General features: G+C 37.0%; 13 protein-coding genes and 1 other RNA gene. 2 read left to right on the forward strand and 12 right to left on the reverse strand.

Annotation, left to right across the window (positions count from 1 at the left end):
- The 8 genes from OCF96_RS10190 to OCF96_RS02040 form a co-directional block, all read right to left on the reverse strand.
- A partial coding sequence (locus tag OCF96_RS10190; protein ID WP_315898946.1) for a Rib/alpha-like domain-containing protein occupies window positions 1-4,035 on the reverse strand: 4,035 nt, incomplete at its 3' end.
- A gap of 594 nt (window positions 4,036-4,629) precedes the next feature.
- Window positions 4,630-5,319: a response regulator transcription factor gene (locus tag OCF96_RS02010; protein WP_000518027.1), complete on the reverse strand. Its 690-nt coding sequence runs from the start codon at window positions 5,317-5,319 to the stop codon at window positions 4,630-4,632.
- An 11-nt stretch (window positions 5,320-5,330) separates the two neighbouring features.
- Window positions 5,331-6,755, reverse strand: a complete 1,425-nt coding sequence (gene gndA / locus OCF96_RS02015; RefSeq protein WP_050219820.1) for an NADP-dependent phosphogluconate dehydrogenase — start codon at window positions 6,753-6,755, stop codon at window positions 5,331-5,333.
- 75 nt (window positions 6,756-6,830) lie between these two features.
- Window positions 6,831-8,243, reverse strand: coding sequence for a cell division site-positioning protein MapZ (gene mapZ, locus OCF96_RS02020; protein WP_261445682.1), 1,413 nt, complete (start codon window positions 8,241-8,243; stop codon window positions 6,831-6,833).
- Window positions 8,244-8,255: 12 nt separating this feature from the next.
- Window positions 8,256-9,413 (reverse strand): THUMP domain-containing class I SAM-dependent RNA methyltransferase, encoded by a 1,158-nt coding sequence (locus tag OCF96_RS02025; RefSeq protein WP_261122151.1) that lies wholly within the window; start codon window positions 9,411-9,413, stop codon window positions 8,256-8,258.
- A gap of 84 nt (window positions 9,414-9,497) precedes the next feature.
- An RNA gene (gene rnpB / locus OCF96_RS02030) (RNase P RNA component class B) lies at window positions 9,498-9,879 on the reverse strand.
- A 20-nt stretch (window positions 9,880-9,899) separates the two neighbouring features.
- Window positions 9,900-10,229, reverse strand: coding sequence for a cell division regulator GpsB (gene gpsB, locus OCF96_RS02035; protein WP_180958229.1), 330 nt, complete (start codon window positions 10,227-10,229; stop codon window positions 9,900-9,902).
- Between the two features lie 72 nt (window positions 10,230-10,301).
- Complete coding sequence (locus OCF96_RS02040) at window positions 10,302-10,829, reverse strand: SLOG family protein (protein ID WP_261445688.1); 528 nt, start codon at window positions 10,827-10,829, stop codon at window positions 10,302-10,304.
- Window positions 10,830-10,895: 66 nt separating this feature from the next.
- Here OCF96_RS02040 and recU point away from each other — a divergent pair, with 66 nt between their 5' ends.
- Window positions 10,896-11,492, forward strand: coding sequence for a Holliday junction resolvase RecU (recU, locus tag OCF96_RS02045; protein ID WP_261445691.1), 597 nt, complete (start codon window positions 10,896-10,898; stop codon window positions 11,490-11,492).
- On the forward strand, window positions 11,489-13,672 hold the full coding sequence (gene pbp1a, locus OCF96_RS02050; RefSeq protein WP_261445692.1) for a penicillin-binding protein PBP1A: 2,184 nt from the start codon (window positions 11,489-11,491) through the stop codon (window positions 13,670-13,672). Before recU ends, pbp1a begins: the two co-directional genes overlap by 4 nt.
- A gap of 141 nt (window positions 13,673-13,813) precedes the next feature.
- On the opposite strand, the gene OCF96_RS02055 is transcribed toward pbp1a, so the two are convergent.
- The 4 genes from OCF96_RS02055 to OCF96_RS02070 form a co-directional block, all read right to left on the reverse strand.
- Entirely contained in the window at window positions 13,814-15,793 is a 1,980-nt protein-coding gene (locus OCF96_RS02055; RefSeq protein ID WP_261445694.1) for a peptide ABC transporter substrate-binding protein, read from the reverse strand.
- A gap of 200 nt (window positions 15,794-15,993) precedes the next feature.
- Window positions 15,994-17,097: a UDP-galactopyranose mutase gene (glf, locus tag OCF96_RS02060; protein WP_261445703.1), complete on the reverse strand. Its 1,104-nt coding sequence runs from the start codon at window positions 17,095-17,097 to the stop codon at window positions 15,994-15,996.
- A gap of 43 nt (window positions 17,098-17,140) precedes the next feature.
- Complete coding sequence (locus OCF96_RS02065; protein WP_261445709.1) at window positions 17,141-18,598, reverse strand: flippase; 1,458 nt, start codon at window positions 18,596-18,598, stop codon at window positions 17,141-17,143.
- Between the two features lie 55 nt (window positions 18,599-18,653).
- Complete coding sequence (locus OCF96_RS02070) at window positions 18,654-20,000, reverse strand: O-antigen polymerase (protein ID WP_261445711.1); 1,347 nt, start codon at window positions 19,998-20,000, stop codon at window positions 18,654-18,656.
- Window position 20,001 lies beyond the last annotated feature (1 nt).

The following is a 20,001-nucleotide window of genomic DNA, read 5'->3' on the forward strand; positions in this document are numbered from 1 at the left end:
TGTAAGTTTTTCTGGGTTCGCTACCACAGTCTTATCTGCTGGTTTAACCACATCGTTACCTGCATTTGGCTTAGCTGGAGCTGTTGTATCTTTAGTAACAAAGTCTGCTAATGGGTGTTTATCTGTAGAACCATCTGTATATGTTACTACAAGATTTCCTTTAGCATCTTTTGTTACTGATTTAATCTTAGCATCTTTATCTGTAACTGGAGCATCTTTTGAGATATTCGCATCGTCGTTATCTTTCTTGTACTCAAGTTGTAGTTTTTCTTTGATTTTAGCTAAATCAGCTTCTGTTACGTTTGCTGGATCTGCTACGGCAACTTTTTCTGTTGGTGCCTTGATATCGTACTTATCTGTTTGAGATTTAACAACGAATTGAACATATCCTGGTTTTTGTTGACGTACTGCATCATCAGTTGAAGCATTGTAGTCTGCACCTGTCATTGATTTGATGTTTTCATTATCTTTAGCTTCAATGAAACTTGTCCATTGGTTTGGAGCTTTAAGATTTGTAACACCTGTCATCTTGATAGTTGCTGTTCTCTTGTCAGCAGATACTGTTCCCTCTCCGTTTGTAACAGCACCGTTGTCAATCTTACCTGTTGTAAATCCAAACGTTGCAGCGTTATCATTTCCAACACCACCTGGTCCACGTAGGTACAAATCTTTAACTTCTGCATCATCTGAAGCTTTGAATGTTAAGTCAGTATTTTCACCAGTGTAAACATAGATTTGACGTTTGTCTGCATTTGAATATGGAAGTTCAACTGTTGGTACTTTATTTACAAATTCTGATAATGGTTTTGTATCTTTAGAACCATCTTTATAAGTTACTACTACATCGTTTCCGTCTTTAGTAATAGAAGCAATACGGTCCGCTGGATTTTCTACTTCTGTACCTTTTTTATCAACTAAACGTGCATCTGGATTGTTTTGAGAATATTCAAGTTTAACTTTCTCTTTAATTTTTTCAAACTCTTTATCAGTAACATTGTTAACATCTGATACAACTACTTTGTCAGCTTCTGCTGGAGTTTTAATATCATATTTTTGAGTTTGAGGTTTAAGAATTACATTAACCGCAGTTGGGTCGGTAACATCTCTACCATTTCCTCTAGCATCTGCTCCATCTTTATCAATGGCTTTTACAAAACGCCATCCTAATGGAGTTCCTCCATCTTGAATTGCTTTTTCAAATTTTTCTTTTGTAAACTTCCCTTCAGGTGCTGGAGTACCTGTATATGTAATAACAGCTGGATTTTCTTCTGTTGCTGGGGTTTCAGTAGTGAATTTATTCGCAGTGAATCCATATTCTGTATTTTGTTTATTAGTTTCTCCTGCTACGTCTTTAAATTCTTGGTTACTTCCTCTTCTTAACTCAGCGCTTGCAAGTTTACCACTATCATCTTTGATTTTAATATCAAAAGAATTCACTTCTGATGCATATACATATACTTCTTTTTTATCTGGTGCTGGGTCAGAATATTGAATTTCTACTGTTGGTTTTTCATTTGTACGTACAAATTCTGACAATGGTTTTTTATCTTGAGAACCATCTTTATAGGTTACAACAAGATTGTTTCCTTCTTTTTCTACTTTATCAACAACTTTTGAAGCATCTTCTACTTCTTTACCTTTTTTGTCAGCTAAACGTGCATCTGGATTGTTTTGAGAATATTCAACTTTAACTTTCTCTTTAATTTTTTCAAACTCTTTATCAGTAACATTGTTAACATCTGATACAACTACTTTGTCAGCTTCTGCTGGAGTTTGGATATCATATTTTAAAGTTTGAGGTTTAAGAATTACATTAACCGCAGTTGGGTCAGTAGCATCTCTACCATTTCCTCTAGCATCTGCTCCATCTTTATCAATGGCTTTTACAAAACGCCATCCTAGTGGAGTTCCTCCATCTTGAATTGCTTTTTCAAATTTTTCTTTTGTAAAATCTCCTTCTGGTGCTGGAGTACCAGTATACGTGATAACAGCTGGATTCTCTGCTGTTGCCGTTGTTTCAGAAGTAAATTTATTCGCAGTAAATCCGTATTGAGTATCTTGTTTATTAGTTTCTCCTGCTACGTCTTTAAATTCTTGGTTACTTCCTCTTCTTAACTCAGCACTTGCAATTTTTCCGCTATCATCTTTGATTTTAATATCAAATGAATTAACTTCTGATGCATATACATATACTTCTTTTTTATTAGGCGCTGGATCTGAGTATTTAATCTCTACTGTTGGTGGTACTGCTGGCGCTGCTGGAGTTGCTGGCGCTGCTGGTGCTGTTGGCGCTGCTGGAGTTGCTGCTTCTTTCTCAACAATTACTTTTACTGGTCCTTCTACCTTCGAACCATCTGAGTATGTTACAACTGCTGTTGCTGTTTTTTCTCCTGGCGTTGCTGTGTTTACTGGTGTCTTGAACTCAGCTTTTGTTCCAGCAGGAAGATCTTTGAAGTTAGCAATTGAATTTTCTGCTTTTGGTTGTTCATTAACTTTAACTGTTTGAGTTTTTACAGTTGGAGGGGTAACATCAGCTTTTGATAGATTTACAGGGTTCTCTGCAATTCTGTGGAAACCGTGGTCAACTCCTGCTGTCCCTGTACTCAACATTCCCATCGAAACCTTCATATTTTTCAACTGTTCATTTGTTACTCTATCAGGAACTGTTGTTGTAAACTCCCAAACATAACCGTCTCTATAGTTACCACCCGTATTCGAATTATCATAGATAACACGCTTACCTGGCAAAGCATTTGAGTTTACTAAATTTTTTGTATCAGATATCTCGTCTTTTACAGCATCCTTATAATAGAAACTAGTATTATTATACAGAGTATCTAGTCCTCTAGTATAATTGTCCCAACTACCATTTATTGTCAAATTCTCATTTTTAGCAAGAGCACGTCCTGCTGCTGTGGCTGGAGTAGGGTTATCAAAAGTTACAGTATCACTAAGAGCACTTCCATCTCCGCCAACTAGTTGATATTTTCTGTCTACAAATTTCATTTCCGCTCTATATTGCAATCGGCGAATATCCGTAGGCATATTCACTTCATTAGGAATCTGAATGTAGTTTCGGAACACTTCATTCTTTACTCCATAGTCATTAGCGAAATTTTGTAAATGATCATTGAAAAAAACTTGCCAGTCTACAGAAGTAATTTTCCCAGTAGCATCTGTATTGTAACGAGCTCTATATTTCATTACGGAATTAACAGCAGTTATTGCATTACCAGATTCAGATGAACCTCTTATACCACTAGTAATAACACTGTCTTTTTTCCCATAGTCGTTCCCCTGAGAATCAATATTATAGGCAATTTCCGCCCTAAAAGCATTATTTTTATCTAATGCTTTACCGTTACGTGGGTCGTTAGATCCTGTGTTTTCGATTGAGTTAGATTCTGATTTTTTCTCAGTGTTTTCTGCTTTTTTACCTACAGTTTCTTTTCCATTAGTAGTGTCTACTGCTGGAGTTTCTTTTTTCTCTACAGGTTTATTTTTTAATTTAGTGTTAGCTGTAGTTACAAGTTTATTGTAAGCTTTTGTGATTTCACCTTGAGTTGTTGCGTTTGCTAATGTAGCTTTTGCAGCTTCTAAGTCAGCTTTTAGTACCGCAACACTTTCTTCAGTTTTGTTTTCGTATGTTCCGTTAGCTAATTTTGCTTCGATTTCTGCAATGTAGTTTTCTAGTTTAGTTTTGTCTAAAGCTTTAACTTCTTTTGCAGTTTCTCCATCAAGTTTTGCCGCTACTGCTGGTTCTGTTGTAGACACAGCCGGTGTTCCAGCAACTTCTGGCTTGTTTTCTGCTACAGCAGGTGCCTCATAAGTCTTGCCATCTCCGTTCTGTGTAGGTTTAACATCCCCAGTAGTCGAGTTGTTTGCTACAGTAGTTTCTGCTGTGTTTGCATGAACCACTTGGGTAGCTAAACTAGCTCCGACTGCAAAAACAAGAGAACAACCGAATAGGAAATGCTTCCCTTTTTTGATCATTCTCCAGTTCTTTTGCTCTGCATTTTTACGATTAAAATACATCACATTTTCTCCTTTTGATATCTAAAAAATAGCATGTAATACACATACAATCAATATTATAATTCACATTAGCAGATTTGTCAATTATATTAATTATTTTTTATTATTTTCCATTATTTTCCATTATTTTCAGAATATTTCAGGATTTAAACCATTTATTATATTATAACGTTAAAACAAAAATAAAATTTTCCTTTTCTTCAAGACTATGATAAATGCCATTTTTTGAATACTTATAAAGAACATGTCAACTTATCCTACATATAAGCCATTTCTTTTGAGTACCAAAAAATAGGGAACTATGAAAGTAAAGTTCATCAGATACAAATACTCTTCAAACCGCGTCAGCTTCCATCTGCAACCTCAAAACTAGTGTTTTGAGCAACTTGTAGCTAGCTTCCTAGTTTACTCCTTGATTTTCATTGAGAATAAACTATGGTCAAGAAGAAATCATTCTCCCTGACCAGACCTTTGGACCATTACAAGCCATCATTTATAGCTATTCAAAAAAGCTCCATACTATCTATTATTCAGGGATTCCTGCTACAGATAGTATGGAGCTCAAAAAGCAGTTACACGAGCATGACTGCCATTCTATTCTTGCATGGTGTAACCAACACCACGCACGGTTTTAATGTAGCTTTTTTGACCTTTTACATCAAGCTTGCTACGTAGATAACGGATATAGACATCCACAATATTTGTTTCTGTCGCACTTTCATACTTCCAGACACTTTCCAACAACTGCTCACGAGTCAGGACTTTCTTGCTTCCCATAAGAGTAGCCAAAAGATCATACTCACGACGCGTCAGAGCAATCATCTCTTCGCCACGATAAACAGTATGATGTTCTACATCCATACGCAGATTGCGGTAAGACGTTGGAACCTTCATCTGACTACAGTGTTGGTCGATAAAGTCCCGACCTCGGAAAATCGCTGAAATACGAGCCACCAAATTCTCAATAATAACTGGCTTATAGATGTAAGAAACGGCAAAGCGTTGGATTGCCTCAATCTGATCTTGCAAGTCTTCGCGATGGTCCAAGACCATAATGACTGAAGCCGGTTTAGTTCGACTCAGCTTGTCTGCAAAATCCTGGGCTGTCATATCCCCCAGATGAGCATTCAATAAAATCAAGTCATAGTCTGTCTGAAGAGCCATGGAGAGGGCTTTTTGCCCCTCCTCAACCTGATCAACTCGGTATTGCTCTTTTTGGAGTTCCAAACTTAAAAAATGAGCTAGATTTCGTTCTTTCTCAAGTAATAAAATCCGTTTCCCCATGGCAGACCTACTTATTTTTCGTCATACCAAGAGTAGTGGAAGGTTCCTTCTTTGTCTTTACGTTGGTAAGTGTGGGCACCAAAGTAGTCACGTTGTGCTTGGATCAAGTTAGCTGGAAGGTCAGCTGAACGGTAGCTATCAAAGTAAGTAATAGCTGCTGAGAAAGTTGGCACTGGCACACCAGCTTGAACCGCAAGAGCTACGATATCACGCACTGCTTGTTGGTACTTAGCAGTAACATCCAAGAAGTACTCATCCAAAAGAAGGTTGGCAAGATCTGCATCACGGTTGTAAGCATCTGTAATCTTTTGCAAGAAACGAGAACGGATGATACAGCCATCACGCCAGATAGATGCGATGTCTGCAAATGGCAAGTTCCAGTTATTTTCTTTAGAAGCTACACGCAATTGAGCAAAACCTTGTGCGTATGAAATGATTTTTGAGAAGTAAAGGGCTTGACGGATTTTTTCAATCAACTCAGCCTTATCTCCTTCAAATTTGAAGGTAGCTGGTTTTGGAAGGACCTTGCTAGCATGCACACGTTCTTCTTTGTAAGTTGAAATGTAACGTGCAAATACTGACTCAGTGATGAGTGACAATGGTACACCAAGGTCAAGTGATGATTGGCTAGTCCATTTACCAGTTCCCTTGTTACCTGCTGCATCAAGGATGTAGTCTACGATTGGTCCATCTTGACCTTCATCGTCTTTACGGCTCAAGATATCAGCTGTGATTTCAATCAAGTAGCTGTCCAATTCACCCTTGTTCCACTCAGTAAAGATTTCAGCCATGTCTTCTGCAGAAAGGCCAAGCAAATGTTGCATCAAGTCATAGCTTTCTGCGATCAATTGCATGTCACCATACTCGATACCGTTGTGGACCATCTTCACATAGTGACCAGCTCCATCAGGACCGATGTAAGTCACACATGGTTTGCCATCTTCTGGTGCTTTAGCTGAGATTTCTTCAAGAACATCCGCAACCAATTCGTAGGCTTCTTTTTGTCCACCAGGCATGATAGAAGGACCTTCAAGGGCACCTTTTTCACCACCAGAAACTCCAGTACCGATAAAGTTGATACCTGAGTTTGCCAATTCTTCATTACGACGGATGGTATCTTTGTAGAAAGTGTTTCCTCCGTCAATCAAGATATCACCTTTGTCAAGGTGTGGAAGAAGGGCTTGAATTGTAGCATCTGTACCAGGTCCAGCTTGAACCATGAGCATGATACGACGAGGTTTTTCGATTGAGTTTACAAAACTTTCAACGTCATAGCTTGGTACAAAGTTCTTTTCAGGATGGCAAGCAATTACATCTTCAGTTTTTTCTTTACTACGGTTGTAAATAGCAACTGTGTAACCACGAGATTCAATATTAAGGGCAAGGTTACGACCCATTACGGCCATACCAACAACACCAAAGTTAGCTTTTGTCATTTGACACTCCTCTTGTTTAATTTGTTTTATTTTATCATTTTTACTTTTGAAAAGAAAGAATTTTGTAACGACTGCTTAGTAGTCCAAGTCATCCGCATGTCCAGAACCATTTCCAACAAAATATCCTGTCTTACAGTTAAGGGTAAAGAGATAGGTTCCATCTGGCTTGTAGAGGTTGTAATAACCATTGCCATTAACGATATTGACACGTTCGAGGATGTATTGGTTACCAGTGATATAACCACGTGAGCGTGAAGTCGCTAGGATTTGTTCCAAGACGCCATCAGCGAAATCCCAAGCAGAGTTATTGCTATCATCAATAGCAGACTGGTTATAAGAAACACGACTCGCACTTCTTTGAACAGCAACTCCTGCACTTGATACGCCCATATTGATTTCACTACGAGAACTTCTAGTCTCATTTGATGCAGTATTTGAGCTACTTGGGCTTGTCTCACTAGTAGTATTTGAACTTGCTTGACTAGAGCTACTAGTTTGACTTGAACTTGAGCTAGAAGTACTTGTTTGCTGGCTCTTACCAAGGCTAATAGCCTTATCTAGCAATTTATCCAGCTCCGTATTCCCAGTTTTAATATCTGTAAATTTAGCATTCGATTTGGCTTTGGCATTGGTATCTAACACACCATCAACAATAGCTGGCTTCTCAAATTGTGCATTTACATCTTGAATGGCCTTGATTTGCGTTGCTAGACTATCATACTTCGATTTGGCAAGGGTATGTTCACGACTACCTTCCAGCTTATCAAGCAGGGTCTTCAGTTGGCTCAACTTATCAAACTGGCTATTTTTCAAAGCCGTTTTATTGCTATCTGTATAGAAGGCATCATATAAATTATTGAATTCTTCCGCATCTGACTGCGTATTTGTAGTTGATTGAGAAGTTTGGATTTCCTTGGTCGAACGAGCCACTTGACGATAAACATAATAACCAGTTCCAAGGATAAGAACCACTAAAGCTGCTAGAATACCGTAAAGCACCCATTTCTTCTTACTTTTTCCATCTTCACTATCTGTGACTCGAGAACGTGTGAGAGCCTCTTCCGTTCCAACTAATGGTACCTCTTCCGTCTCAAATTCTTCGACAAGAGGAGCTTCTGAAACTCGTGTTAATTCTAAATCATCAAACTGACGCAATTCATCTTCTTGATCTGGAGAAGTTACTCCTGTTTCCTCACGAAGCTCTTGAAGCAAATTATCCAGAGTCTGAGTCTCCTCTATCTCTTCTACCTCTTCTTTTTCAACTAGATCATCCTTGCTAAACTGACGTGTTTCAAACTTATCTGCTTCAATTTCATCTTTATGTTGTTTCACATACTTGTCCAAGATAGAATCTCCAGGCAACACACCTGCTTCCACCTCTTCATTTTTTCGCATGGCTTCTCCAACCGTTAGCTCTTTGGCATCATCAAAATCAAATTGCGCTTCTTGATGTTCTGTTTTATGACGATTCCGTCTTTTCTTACTCATGAGTTTTCCTTCCTACTTTACTTCCTGACGTTTAATACGTTGACCAAAATATTGATACAAATCAACTTTTAAAGTTCCGTTGTACAACTTACGCTTCTTATCCGCTTGACTACCGTACTTGATCTCAAAGGCTTCATCGCTAGTTAGGATAAACTTACTCCAGGTTTTCAGAGGCGCAAATACTTGCCCCATCTCAGCATAAAGCTTAGTAACCCCTGCATCATCTGACAAGCGTTCTCCATAAGGTGGGTTAGAGATAATCACTCCATTGATTTTATCAGAACGCAAATCCTGCACGCGCATCTGCTTAAAGGTAATATCTCCTGCAACACCTGCTGCCTGTGCATTAGCCTTAGCAATTTCCACCATGCGAGCATCGATATCACAGCCCATGATATCTAGCTCAAGCTCACGATCCACTTTCTTAGCTGCTTCTGTACGCACTTCTTGGATCAAACGATCACTAATCCAATCCCATTCCTCAAAGGCAAAGGAGCGACGAAGACCAGGAGCCATCTTCCTAGCAATCATAACTGCCTCGATACAGAAAGTTCCTGAACCACAGGTCGGATCAATCAAGGGCTTATCTGGATACCAGTTAGAGAGTTGCAAAATGGCTGCCGCCATGTTTTCCTTGATAGGAGCTCCCCCTTTTTCGGTACGATAACCACGTTTAAAGAGGCTAGACCCTGTCGTATCAATCATGACAGTTGCCACATCTTTGAGAATAGAAACCTCAATCTTAAACTCAGGACCAGTTTCCATCAGAGGAACCCCTTCTGGACGGGCATAGTGTTTCTGCAACTTCTTAACAACAGCTTTCTTAGAAATAGCCTGAACACTTGGCTCATTGTGAAGTTTAGATTTAACACATTTGGCTTTTGAAATCGGAAAACGAGCCCCAAGCGGTAAATAATTTTCCCAATCTAGAGCAAAAACTCCCTGAAACAGCTCCTCAAAAGTCTTAGCAGGGAAAGATCCAACGATAATCTTAATACGGTCTGCTGCACGAAGCCAGAGGTTGGTTTCGATGATGGCTCTCGCGTCTCCTTGAAAACGAACACGGCCATTTTCAACCTGACAATCGTAGCCCAACTCCCGCATTTCTCGCCCAACAACGGCTTCAAGACCCGCCGCAGCGGTCGCGATTAAATTAAATTCTTTTTTCATTTTCAGTCTTATCAGACCTTTCTATATGTCCACTTTAAAAAATGAGGTTGAGAAAGTTTTCTCAGCCCCAACCTATATGCAATTTTCTATAAGCCATGTTTTGTTCCAGAAGTGACTAGGACCACTTCCTTCGATAATCATCTGTCTACCACTAACAGCATAGAGCTGATAGCAGTCAGAGTACTACGTTCGTTTCCGTGCACTCCATGCCCCGACCAAAATTTGGGTTGCTAGCTTGAGGGGTTTACCGCGTTCCACTCTCTCCGTTTCCAGAAAGACTCCGTCACTGTGGCACTTTCAAGCCTACTCTGACCTATCCAAGGACTTAGCCATTTCAACTGCCGTAACGATTTCTCGTCCCTAGGCTTATGGTTTCGCCTAGCACAAACACTACAGGCATCACAGCCTGTGCTAGCATGGACTTTCCTCATGAAAAGAAATTCTCTCCACGCGATTATCCAAAAATTGCACATTTTAAATAAGCTCTTATAAATCAGAGTTATCCAAAATTTGTTTTCCAAATACTTCTTTTTCGAGACGATTCAAGCGTTTCAAAATATCAAAATTCGTCATAGAGCTTGTAGTTGCCGCTTCAAGAGGCTCTGCTTGAACTGGTGAAGGTTTTGGTTTACGAGATAATTCTTCCTTCAACTCAGCAATTTCTTGACGGAGAGATTTGACTAGAGCAGCATAAGTTTCATAGTCCTTGATGACATCATCCAAAAATTCATCAACTTCAACCTTACTATACCCACGAACTTCACGTCCAAACTCTTGCTCAAAAATATCTTTTGCTGTAAAAATAATACTTGCCATCTCTCTCTCCATTCTCAATTTCTAATAGTATTATTATATAAAAAAAGGCAAACAAAAATCAAGGTCAAAGGCTTACTTTTCAGAAAAATTTTCTGCCAGCTCATTTAAGTCTTCAAAGGTTAGCCTTTTTATACGATATCCTTCCTGATTTGTCATCAAGTTATCCATAAATTTTAATTTTGTCTCGTTTTCTGGATCATAGAAAAAATAGGCTAAATCAGTATTTTCCAACAAAAATCGTTGGTAATCACGTAGTTGTCCCATGTTTTCATAATTAGAATAAGCATATTTAACAAAATCGACCTGCTTAAATTGGCTAAGTTTAACCTGATTCGCTTCATTCCAACTTTCCCCGTGTGTTTCAAAATCAAAAATGGTAGCTAGGCTAAAATCATACTCGTCTTTCATTTCACTTGCAATATCGAGAACCCAAGATTCAAATCCTAAATTCCCTGTAAATACCAGCCATTTAAGTCCCTCTTCTGCTAAACTTTCTAAATCCCTTCGAATAGCTTTCTTTATAACTTTTAACCTGATATCCTTTTCGTTAAACACACCCAAGTCGAAGTTAGAATAGCCCATAATTAAAGCTGTAGTCATTTTTGCACCTTTCTTTCTATTTTTATGGTATAATAGAGTGATGTTATTGTACCAATAAGGAGAAATATGGTCAACTATCCTCATAAAATTTCATCAAAAAAAAGTCAAACATCTATTTCTCAACCAAAAAATTTCGCAAATCGAGGAATGACTTTTGAAAAGATGATTAACGCTACTAACGACTATTATCTAATGCATGGCATGGCCGTTATCCATAAAAAGCCAACGCCTGTTCAGATTGTTCGAGTAGACTATCCTCAACGGAGTCGAGCCAAAATTGTAGAAGCCTATTTTAGACAAGCTTCCACAACGGATTACTCTGGCGTATATAGAGGACATTACATTGACTTTGAAGCCAAGGAAACACGACAAAAGAATGCTATTCCAATGAAGAACTTTCATCTTCACCAGATTCAACACATGGAACAAGTTCTAGAACAGCAGGGTATTTGCTTCGTACTGCTTCATTTTTCTTCTCAACAAGAAACTTACTTGTTACCGGCACTTGATTTGATTCGCTTTTTTCATCAAGATAAGGGTCAAAAATCAATGCCACTTGGATATATTCGGGAAAACGGATATTTAGTGGAGCCAGGTGCTTTCCCTCAAATTCCCTATCTCGATATTATCAAAGAACATTTACTAGGTGGTAAAACAAGATGAATAAACAAATTATTCTGCGATTTTTAAAGTATATGGGAATTACATTCCTTACCTTATTTATCGCTTTATTTCTATTAGGTGGTGGTGTCTTCCTCTACTTTGTTAGCAAGGCTCCAGCCTTATCTGAAAGTAAACTAGTCGCGACAACTTCTAGCAAGATTTATGACAATAAGAACGAACTGATTGCTGACCTTGGTTCTGAACGTCGCGTAAATGCTCAAGCCAATGAAATTCCCACTGATTTGGTTAAAGCTATCGTCTCAATCGAAGATCACCGCTTCTTTGATCATAGAGGTGTTGATACTATTCGTATCATGGGAGCTACATTGAGAAACCTCCAAGGACAAGGGGGACTCCAAGGGGCTTCAACCTTAACCCAGCAATTGATTAAATTAACTTACTTTTCTACTTCAACTGCTGACCAAACCATATCACGTAAAGCTCAAGAAGCTTGGCTAGCCGTTCAATTAGAGCAAAAAGCAACCAAGCAAGAAATCCTGACCTATTACATCAACAAAGTCTATATGTCTAACGGTAACTATGGAATGCAAACCGCAGCCGAAAATTACTATGGAAAAGACTTGAAGGATTTAAGCTTACCACAGTTAGCACTCCTAGCCGGAATGCCTCAGGCACCTAACCAATATGATCCATATTCCCACCCAGAAGCTGCTCTAGAGCGTCGTAACTTGGTACTTTCAGAAATGAAGGGACAGAAATATATCAGTGCAGAAGATTACGAAAAAGCTATTAATACGCCTATCACTGACGGTCTTCAAAGCTTGAAGTCAGCCAATAGTTACCCAGCCTATATGGACAACTACCTCAAAGAAGTAATCGACCAAGTCGAACAAGAAACTGGCTACAACCTTCTTACCACAGGTATGGAAGTCTATACTAATGTCGACAAAAATGTTCAACAGAGACTTTGGGATGTTTACAATACAGATGAGTACGTTGCTTATCCAGATGATGAACTTCAAGTAGCTTCCACTATCGTGGATGTAACGAATGGTAAAGTCATTGCTCAGTTAGGAGCTCGTCACCAATCAAGTAATGTATCTTTTGGAATCAACCAAGCCGTTGAAACCAACCGTGACTGGGGTTCTACTATGAAACCAATCACTGACTATGCTCCTGCTTTAGAATATGGAGTCTATGATTCTACTGCTTCTATTGTACATGATGTTCCTTATAACTATCCTGGTACTGATACTCCTGTCTACAACTGGGATCATGGCTACTTTGGAAATATTACAATTCAGTATGCACTCCAACAGTCACGTAATGTTACAGCTGTTGAAACATTAAATAAAGTTGGTTTAGATCGAGCGAAAACCTTCCTAAATGGCTTAGGTATCGATTATCCAAGCATCCACTATGCTAACGCCATTTCAAGTAATACAACAGAATCTAACAAACAATACGGTGCAAGTAGTGAAAAAATGGCTGCTGCTTATGCCGCCTTTGCTAATGGTGGTATTTACCACAAACCAATGTATATCAATAAAATCGTCTTTAGTGATGGTAGTGAAAAAGAATTTTCTGATGCTGGTACACGAGCTATGAAAGAAACTACTGCCTATATGATGACCGAAATGATGAAAACTGTTTTAGCTTACGGAACCGGACGTGGTGCTTACCTACCATGGCTTCCACAAGCAGGTAAGACAGGTACTTCTAACTATACTGATGACGAAATTGAAAAGTATATCAAGAACACTGGCTACGTAGCTCCAGATGAAATGTTTGTAGGTTATACTCGTAAGTATTCTATGGCTGTATGGACTGGTTACTCAAATCGTTTAACTCCAATCGTTGGAGATGGTTTCCTAGTTGCTGCTAAGGTTTATCGCTCAATGATATCGTATCTATCAGAAGATGACCAACCTGGAGATTGGACGATGCCAAACGGCCTGTTCCGAAATGGAGAATTCGTCTTCCAAAATAGTGCCAAGAACACTTGGAATAATCCAGCTACACAACAAACACAAACAGTAGAAACTCCAAGCACAACAGCTGAAAGTTCAACTACACAGGCAAGTACGACGGTTGGTCAACAACCCAATAATGCTCCAGCAACTGATCCTAACCAAGGACAAGCTGGCCAGGCTGCTCAACCGACACAACCAGTACAACCAACGCCACAAAATCCACAAGTTCAACAACCACAACAGTGAGATGAAAGAAAATCCTGAGAATAAAAACTCAGGATTTTTTCTACAAAAAATTAGCTGCATAATCTTTGAAAGTGAAGAGAGGTTTCAACTCATTTTCGATAAACCAAAAGAAGTTAGCGAATAACTAACTTCTTTTTTATCTTATTTCACATGTTTTGCGAGTTCTTCTTGCGCTTTTTTATTGGATTCTTCTTTTTCTTTCATCCATTTATCTTGAGCTTTTTGATATTCATCCACAGTGACTGCCTTGTCTTGAAGTTCCAAGTATTTGTATAGGAGCGGATCGCTTGTCCCCTTGTTACCAGAGAAGGCAAACGGCATCGTAAATGGTACCATCTTAGACAAGATTGGGCGACCAGTGAGTGATGTTGTTGGAATAATCAAGGCACTATCTGTCAACCAAGCTTGGGCTGCAGCATACTTATCATAACGTTTTGCTACATCTATTGTCTCATTTCCAGCTTCAGTTACCAATTTCTCATAGTCGTTCAGACCAACCTTCTTAGCTGCAGCATTATCTGTACCAGAATCAAAGCCAAGGTAGGTTTTAGTGTTTTCACCAACTGATGGTTTGATAATATCGAGGTAAGTAGATGGATCCGCAAAGTCTGGATTCCAACCCACATTATCTGAAATATCCCAATCTTCTCCAGCTGCTGTTTCAGCAAAGTAGGTAATATTCAAGACTTCATCTTTTTGTAGTTGTTGAATATCAATTACGATATTATCTGCACCCAAGGTTTCTTCAACCGATTGTTTGAAAGACTGTACACGTTGAACTTTTGTAGTTGCTGTCTGGTCAACTGGCATATCTAGGTGAATTGGGAATTGTACTCCCTCAGCTTGTAGAGCGGACTTAGCTTTGGCAAATTCTGCCTTGGCTTTTTCAGGATTATATAATCCATCTTGGGCATCGGCCAGATTAACATCCTTCCATTCATCCCCGTAAGTCACCAATTTTTCTTTGACCATATCGCCAAAGTTTTTCCCATCAGCTTGAACAAATGTTGGTGGCACAAAGAGATTACGCAAAATTTTGCTTGCACCACTGGCACCGTTCACTTGTGAAGCATAGGCCGTACGATCAAAACCAAAGGCAATAGCCTGACGGAAATCCTTGTTTAAGAGAGCCTTTTTAGTAGATGTCTTTTGTTCGTCGCTAGTCTTAGAAGTATATTTATAGGACTGACGATCAATATTTGTTCCCACTAGATACGTAGTCGAATCTTGTTGGGTATAGACAATATTGTCCTTCATCGTTTTTTCAAGTTCTGCAAAACTTGCATTTGTAGGATAAAGTCTGGCTGCTGTAAGACTACCATCTTTAAAGTTTTCCGCAGGTTTGCTGGTATCTTGACCATCCCAGAATGACAATTTTATCTTATCAACATGAACATTATCCTTATCCCAGTAGTTAGGGTTTTTTGCAAATTCAACGGAAGATTTAGCCACAAGAGATTTTAACAAATAAGGACCATTATACAAGATACTGCTTGGATCTGTCGCTTTAGCAAAATCATCCCCTTTTGAGTTCAAAAACTCTTCATTAACTGGTGCCAAGACACCCATTGTTGTTTTAGAATTCCAAAAACTTTCAGGTTTGTTCAAAGTGTATTGGACTGTTTGATCGTCAAGGGCTTTAATTCCAACTTGAGAAAAATCTTTATTTTCCCCTTTAGCATAAGCATCCAGCCCCTTAATTGAATCCTGTACCAAGTAAAGAGCTTGTGATTTCTTATCTGTTGCATATTTAAGACCTGTTACAAAGTCTTGAGCCTTGACAGGAGCATATTCTTCACCTTCAGATGTGTACCACTTGGCATCCTGACGAATCTTATAAGTGTAGGTCAAACCATCTTTAGAAACTGACCAGTCCTCTGCCATAGAGGGAACAAGATTCCCATAACGGTCATTTTCAAGCAATCCATCAATGACGTTACTAGTAATGTTTGAAGTAGCTGCCTTGCTGGTTGTCAAATAGTTGAGATTATCTGGGTCTGTCTCGTAGGTAAATGCAAAAGTCTGCTCACCTTTAGTAGCAGAACCACCAGAACAAGCCGCTAAGACACCAGCTGCTAATAAAGTGACTCCCGCAAGAGCCAATACTTTCCTTGTTTTCATAGTATTCTCCTTTGTTTTTCTATCCATTATAGACCCTTTTTAAAGTCCTGTCAATAGAATTTTCTGAATTTTAGAAAATTATTTTTTAAACAACAGTTTCGCAAAAATATGAATAATATCAAAAAACCTCAACTACATTAGGTAGTCAAGGAATTATTGATCATATTTGTAAATAGCATCTGAGACACAGTTTTAATTCTTTAATCTAACTCATTTCTTACACACTGCAAAGCTGCTCCAATTACTTGGTGCATATCGTAATAACGATAGTGTCCTAAACGACCACCAAAGATAACATTCCCTTGCTCATCAGCCAATTTTTTATATGATTTATACAAATGATTATTACGATCATTATTTACTGGATAATAAGGCTCATCACCTTTTTCCCATGTTTTAGAATGTTCTTTAGTAATGATAGTCTTTTCTTGATTCCCAAACTCAAAATGTTTGTGTTCAATAATACGAGTATATGGAGTTTCTGCATCCGTATAGTTCACAACTGCATTTCCTTGGTAATTCTCCATATCCAAGGTCTCATTTTCAAAACGAAGACTACGGTACTCTAGTTCACCTAATTTATAATCAAAGAATTCATCAATCATACCAGTAAAGACAATTTTAGGGAAGTCCTTCATATATTGTTCTTTATTCGCAAAGAAATCAACATTTGTTTCTACATCAATGTTTTCATGATCCAACATTTTTTCAACTATTTGAGTGTAGCCACCTATTGGAATCCCTTGATAGGTATCATTAAAATAGTTGTTATCGTAGGTCAGGCGTACTGGCAAACGGCGAATGATAAAGGCTGGAAGTTCCGTAGTTGGCTTGCCCCACTGTTTCTCTGTATAGTCTTTGATTAATTTTTCGTAGATGTCTGTACCTACAAGAGAAATAGCCTGTTCTTCCAGATTTTCAGGAGTTTTGCCATTTAAAACAGCACGTTGCTCATCAATCTTAGCCTGTGCTTCTGCTGGCGTTACAACTCCCCAAAGTTTATTGAAGGTATTCATATTAAAAGGTAAGTTATAAATCTCTCCCTTATAATTTGCAACAGGGGAGTTTGTGTAACGGTTAAACTCAGCAAACTGATTTACATAATCCCAAATCTCCTTATCAGAAGTATGGAAGATATGGGCACCATATTGATGAACTTGAATTCCTTCCTCTTCACGAGTATAGATATTACCCGCAATATGATTTCGTTTTTCAATGACTTTTACTTTTTTTCCTTTTAAGGCTGCTTCATGGGCAAAAACCGCGCCAAAAAGACCAGCACCAACAACAAGATAATCGTACATAATACACCCCTTCAAAAATAAATTTTCCAAAATAATTAATTAGTTAAATTTTCTTTAATTTCTTATAAAAATTTTCAAGAAAATTAAGAATGAAATCATCCTTTAATAATACTAGAATCACAGCATAACTTCCGAAGAAAATAATTCCTTCTACACATAATAACCAAAAATGACTTAGTTGTAAGCTCTTCACAAGAATCATTCCTAAAGCACTTATCCCTACTGTAAATAGATAGCGTATTCCAACTATTTGATGTATTATTTTAAAGAGTAACTCTCTCGTATAGTAAATCTGAACGAACAAGACAGCAAACTCAGCAATCATAGTAGCAAACGCTGCTCCACTTGAACCATAGGGCGAAATTAAGATAAAATTTAATAGTAGATCAATAACTGCACCAACAATAACTGAAATTAAAAGATATTTTTCTTTCTCCAAAGGTGTTAATACTTGAATCCCTAATACTCCAGTGATTCCTATAGGAATTACTGCAATTGTTAAAAACTGCATACTGAGTACAGCACCAAGATACTGCTCTCCAGCGAGAATAAGAAGACTTTCATTGGCATTCAAAGTAAAAAATATAGCTAATGGAAGACTAATAAACAACGTAAAGTTTAGGGCTTGAGCCATGACACGTTCAAACTGTTCCTTCATATTTCTTCTCACATAATAGGACATCCGAGGTAATAAAACATTTCCTAATGAATTTACAACACTTAATAAAATTAGTTTTAGCTTTGTTGCTGCTGTATATAGCCCCACTTCATAAGAATCTTTTATACTTCCCAGCATAATCAAGTCCAAATTTGTATAAATTGAAATGACCAATGACTGAGCAAATAAGATTAAAATAGGTTTAAAATGCGGTACGAATTCATACTTGTCCTGTTTTTTTAGTGTTATGTACTTAAATAAACGCTTAAAATTTAAAATATTGGAACCAGCACTCGATAAAACTAAAATTAATCCATATATAATATAATCGCTTGGTTGGTGAACAAATATAAACATTAATGCTATAGAAAGAACACGAAATATAATAGATCTAACTGTTATATAATCATATTGCTCAATAGCCTGAAAAAACCAATTAACACCAAGAACATTTAAAATAATACCGATAGCATTTATATAAAACAGCTCACTATAGACTAGCATCGAAGGAACTGTAAAAAGCATAATAAAATAAATAATTAATACAAACCCAACCAAAACAATATTAATTATCAGTAGCTCCTGTACAACTTTTGACAGCTTACGTTTATCATCACGAACAGTTGCAGCAGCACGAATTCCATATGTCGGAATTCCCAAAGATGCTACTAATGAAAAATAGCTCACTATAGAGGTTACATAAGCTATTATTCCATTAGCCTCGACTTGCAGTACACGAGAAACATAAGGAAAAGTAATCAAAGGAAATAAAAAGTTAGATGCTGTCAAGATAAGATTCATGACAAAATTGTATTTAATCGATCTAATTTGATTGTTTTTCATTTATTTTTTCCACTTAAATATTTTATATCTCTCCTCTTTTAAAAAACTAGAACATCTATTTATTTTCAATGCCTTTGTAACTCCTGTTGAGTAGATAAATAATTACAGCTGCGAATATATAAAATCTTATAAACTCAATTGATAATATCGTTTCAAAAAATCTGTTTGAAAAAATCAACATAACCAAATCGTTTATTAAATATGAATATAGAAACAATCTGAAATCAATAATTTTATTTGATTTTATCAAAAATAACCGATCATAGGTTAAAATATAGTACAGAGAAAAAATTATTGAGATAGGAAGAACCCCCAATATACCAAAATCATAAACAACTGGATAATAAGTTGTCAACACATTACCTGTTGATAAACCATTTGAAGCATTCTGCCAAGAAGCAGAGCCTACGATATATTCTATAGTAGATGAATAGTTCCCAAATAGTTTTTGTAGTATGGCATGGGCACCATAAAATGTTTGTTCTCCAAAAAAGTGAGATAAAGGTAAAGAATTATAAGCACTACTAATAAAATTATTTAAATTTAACAAGGGTGCTCCAATATATATATATAAATACTGAAGTAAATCAATTTGCCCACCATCACCATTTCGACCAGTTAAGAATAAAAACAATATCGAAAATGGAACTATTAGTAACATTAAATTTATAATCTTCATTATAAATTTAATGTTCAACTTTCGATCATTTAAGTAAAAGTAAAGAAAGTACCATAATATCATTGCACTTGTTATCAATCGAAATAATGGACTACGACTTCCTTGTAATAGTAAAAAGAAAGAATAGTTTGCAACAATTAATATAAAAAATTTGTCCACTACTTTAGACACTAAATACTTTTTAATTAGTAAATATAAAGCGATGTAAGAACTAGCATCTGTGAAAGCTTTCAGGTAATAATAAACTTTAGCAGCGGAAATATTTAATTCTCTCCCTCTAATTGAATTAAATTTAAGAATTTGATCATAATAATTTATCAACTCAGGTAAACTTCCACTATAACCATTTCCTGCTATAAATAATCTATTAATAAAATTATAAAAATAAAATATTGTCACAATTTGAATTGCTAGAACAATTGCTTTTAACCAAAAGTTAAATTCTATTACATTTGGATTTGAACTTATATTTCTTGCATTCGGCATTAATATTTTTCTAGAAAGTAATGAAACCACTGTAAACACTATCATTGTTGATAGGATAATGAACACAGTTCCTCCATTAAAAGATATCCCATAATATTCCTGGCCTAATATACAAAAAAATTGTGTCACAACAAAAATTACATAGTAAATATTAGAAGGATGTAAATATTCTCTTTGTGTCAGATTGAAATTTATAAAAAATAAAAATAGACTCATAATAAATGAAAAATAAAGCATT

Origin of the sequence: Streptococcus mitis (genome assembly GCF_946190065.1) — a bacterium.
In the GTDB taxonomy this organism is placed as follows: domain Bacteria; phylum Bacillota; class Bacilli; order Lactobacillales; family Streptococcaceae; genus Streptococcus; species Streptococcus mitis_DE.

What these genes read in the sequence shown, in the direction of transcription:
- OCF96_RS02070 (WP_261445711.1), bottom strand. Translation starts at nt 20,000, where the DNA reads ATGCTTTATTTTTCATTTATTATGAGTCTATTTTTATTTTTTATAAAT.
- glf (WP_261445703.1), bottom strand. Translation starts at nt 17,097, where the DNA reads ATGTACGATTATCTTGTTGTTGGTGCTGGTCTTTTTGGCGCGGTTTTT.
- OCF96_RS02010 (WP_000518027.1), bottom strand. Translation starts at nt 5,319, where the DNA reads ATGGGGAAACGGATTTTATTACTTGAGAAAGAACGAAATCTAGCTCAT.
- OCF96_RS02025 (WP_261122151.1), bottom strand. Translation starts at nt 9,413, where the DNA reads ATGAAAAAAGAATTTAATTTAATCGCGACCGCTGCGGCGGGTCTTGAA.
- gpsB (WP_180958229.1), bottom strand. Translation starts at nt 10,229, where the DNA reads ATGGCAAGTATTATTTTTACAGCAAAAGATATTTTTGAGCAAGAGTTT.
- recU (WP_261445691.1), top strand. Translation starts at nt 10,896, where the DNA reads ATGGTCAACTATCCTCATAAAATTTCATCAAAAAAAAGTCAAACATCT.
- pbp1a (WP_261445692.1), top strand. Translation starts at nt 11,489, where the DNA reads ATGAATAAACAAATTATTCTGCGATTTTTAAAGTATATGGGAATTACA.
- mapZ (WP_261445682.1), bottom strand. Translation starts at nt 8,243, where the DNA reads ATGAGTAAGAAAAGACGGAATCGTCATAAAACAGAACATCAAGAAGCG.
- OCF96_RS02065 (WP_261445709.1), bottom strand. Translation starts at nt 18,598, where the DNA reads ATGAAAAACAATCAAATTAGATCGATTAAATACAATTTTGTCATGAAT.
- OCF96_RS02055 (WP_261445694.1), bottom strand. Translation starts at nt 15,793, where the DNA reads ATGAAAACAAGGAAAGTATTGGCTCTTGCGGGAGTCACTTTATTAGCA.
- gndA (WP_050219820.1), bottom strand. Translation starts at nt 6,755, where the DNA reads ATGACAAAAGCTAACTTTGGTGTTGTTGGTATGGCCGTAATGGGTCGT.
- OCF96_RS02040 (WP_261445688.1), bottom strand. Translation starts at nt 10,829, where the DNA reads ATGACTACAGCTTTAATTATGGGCTATTCTAACTTCGACTTGGGTGTG.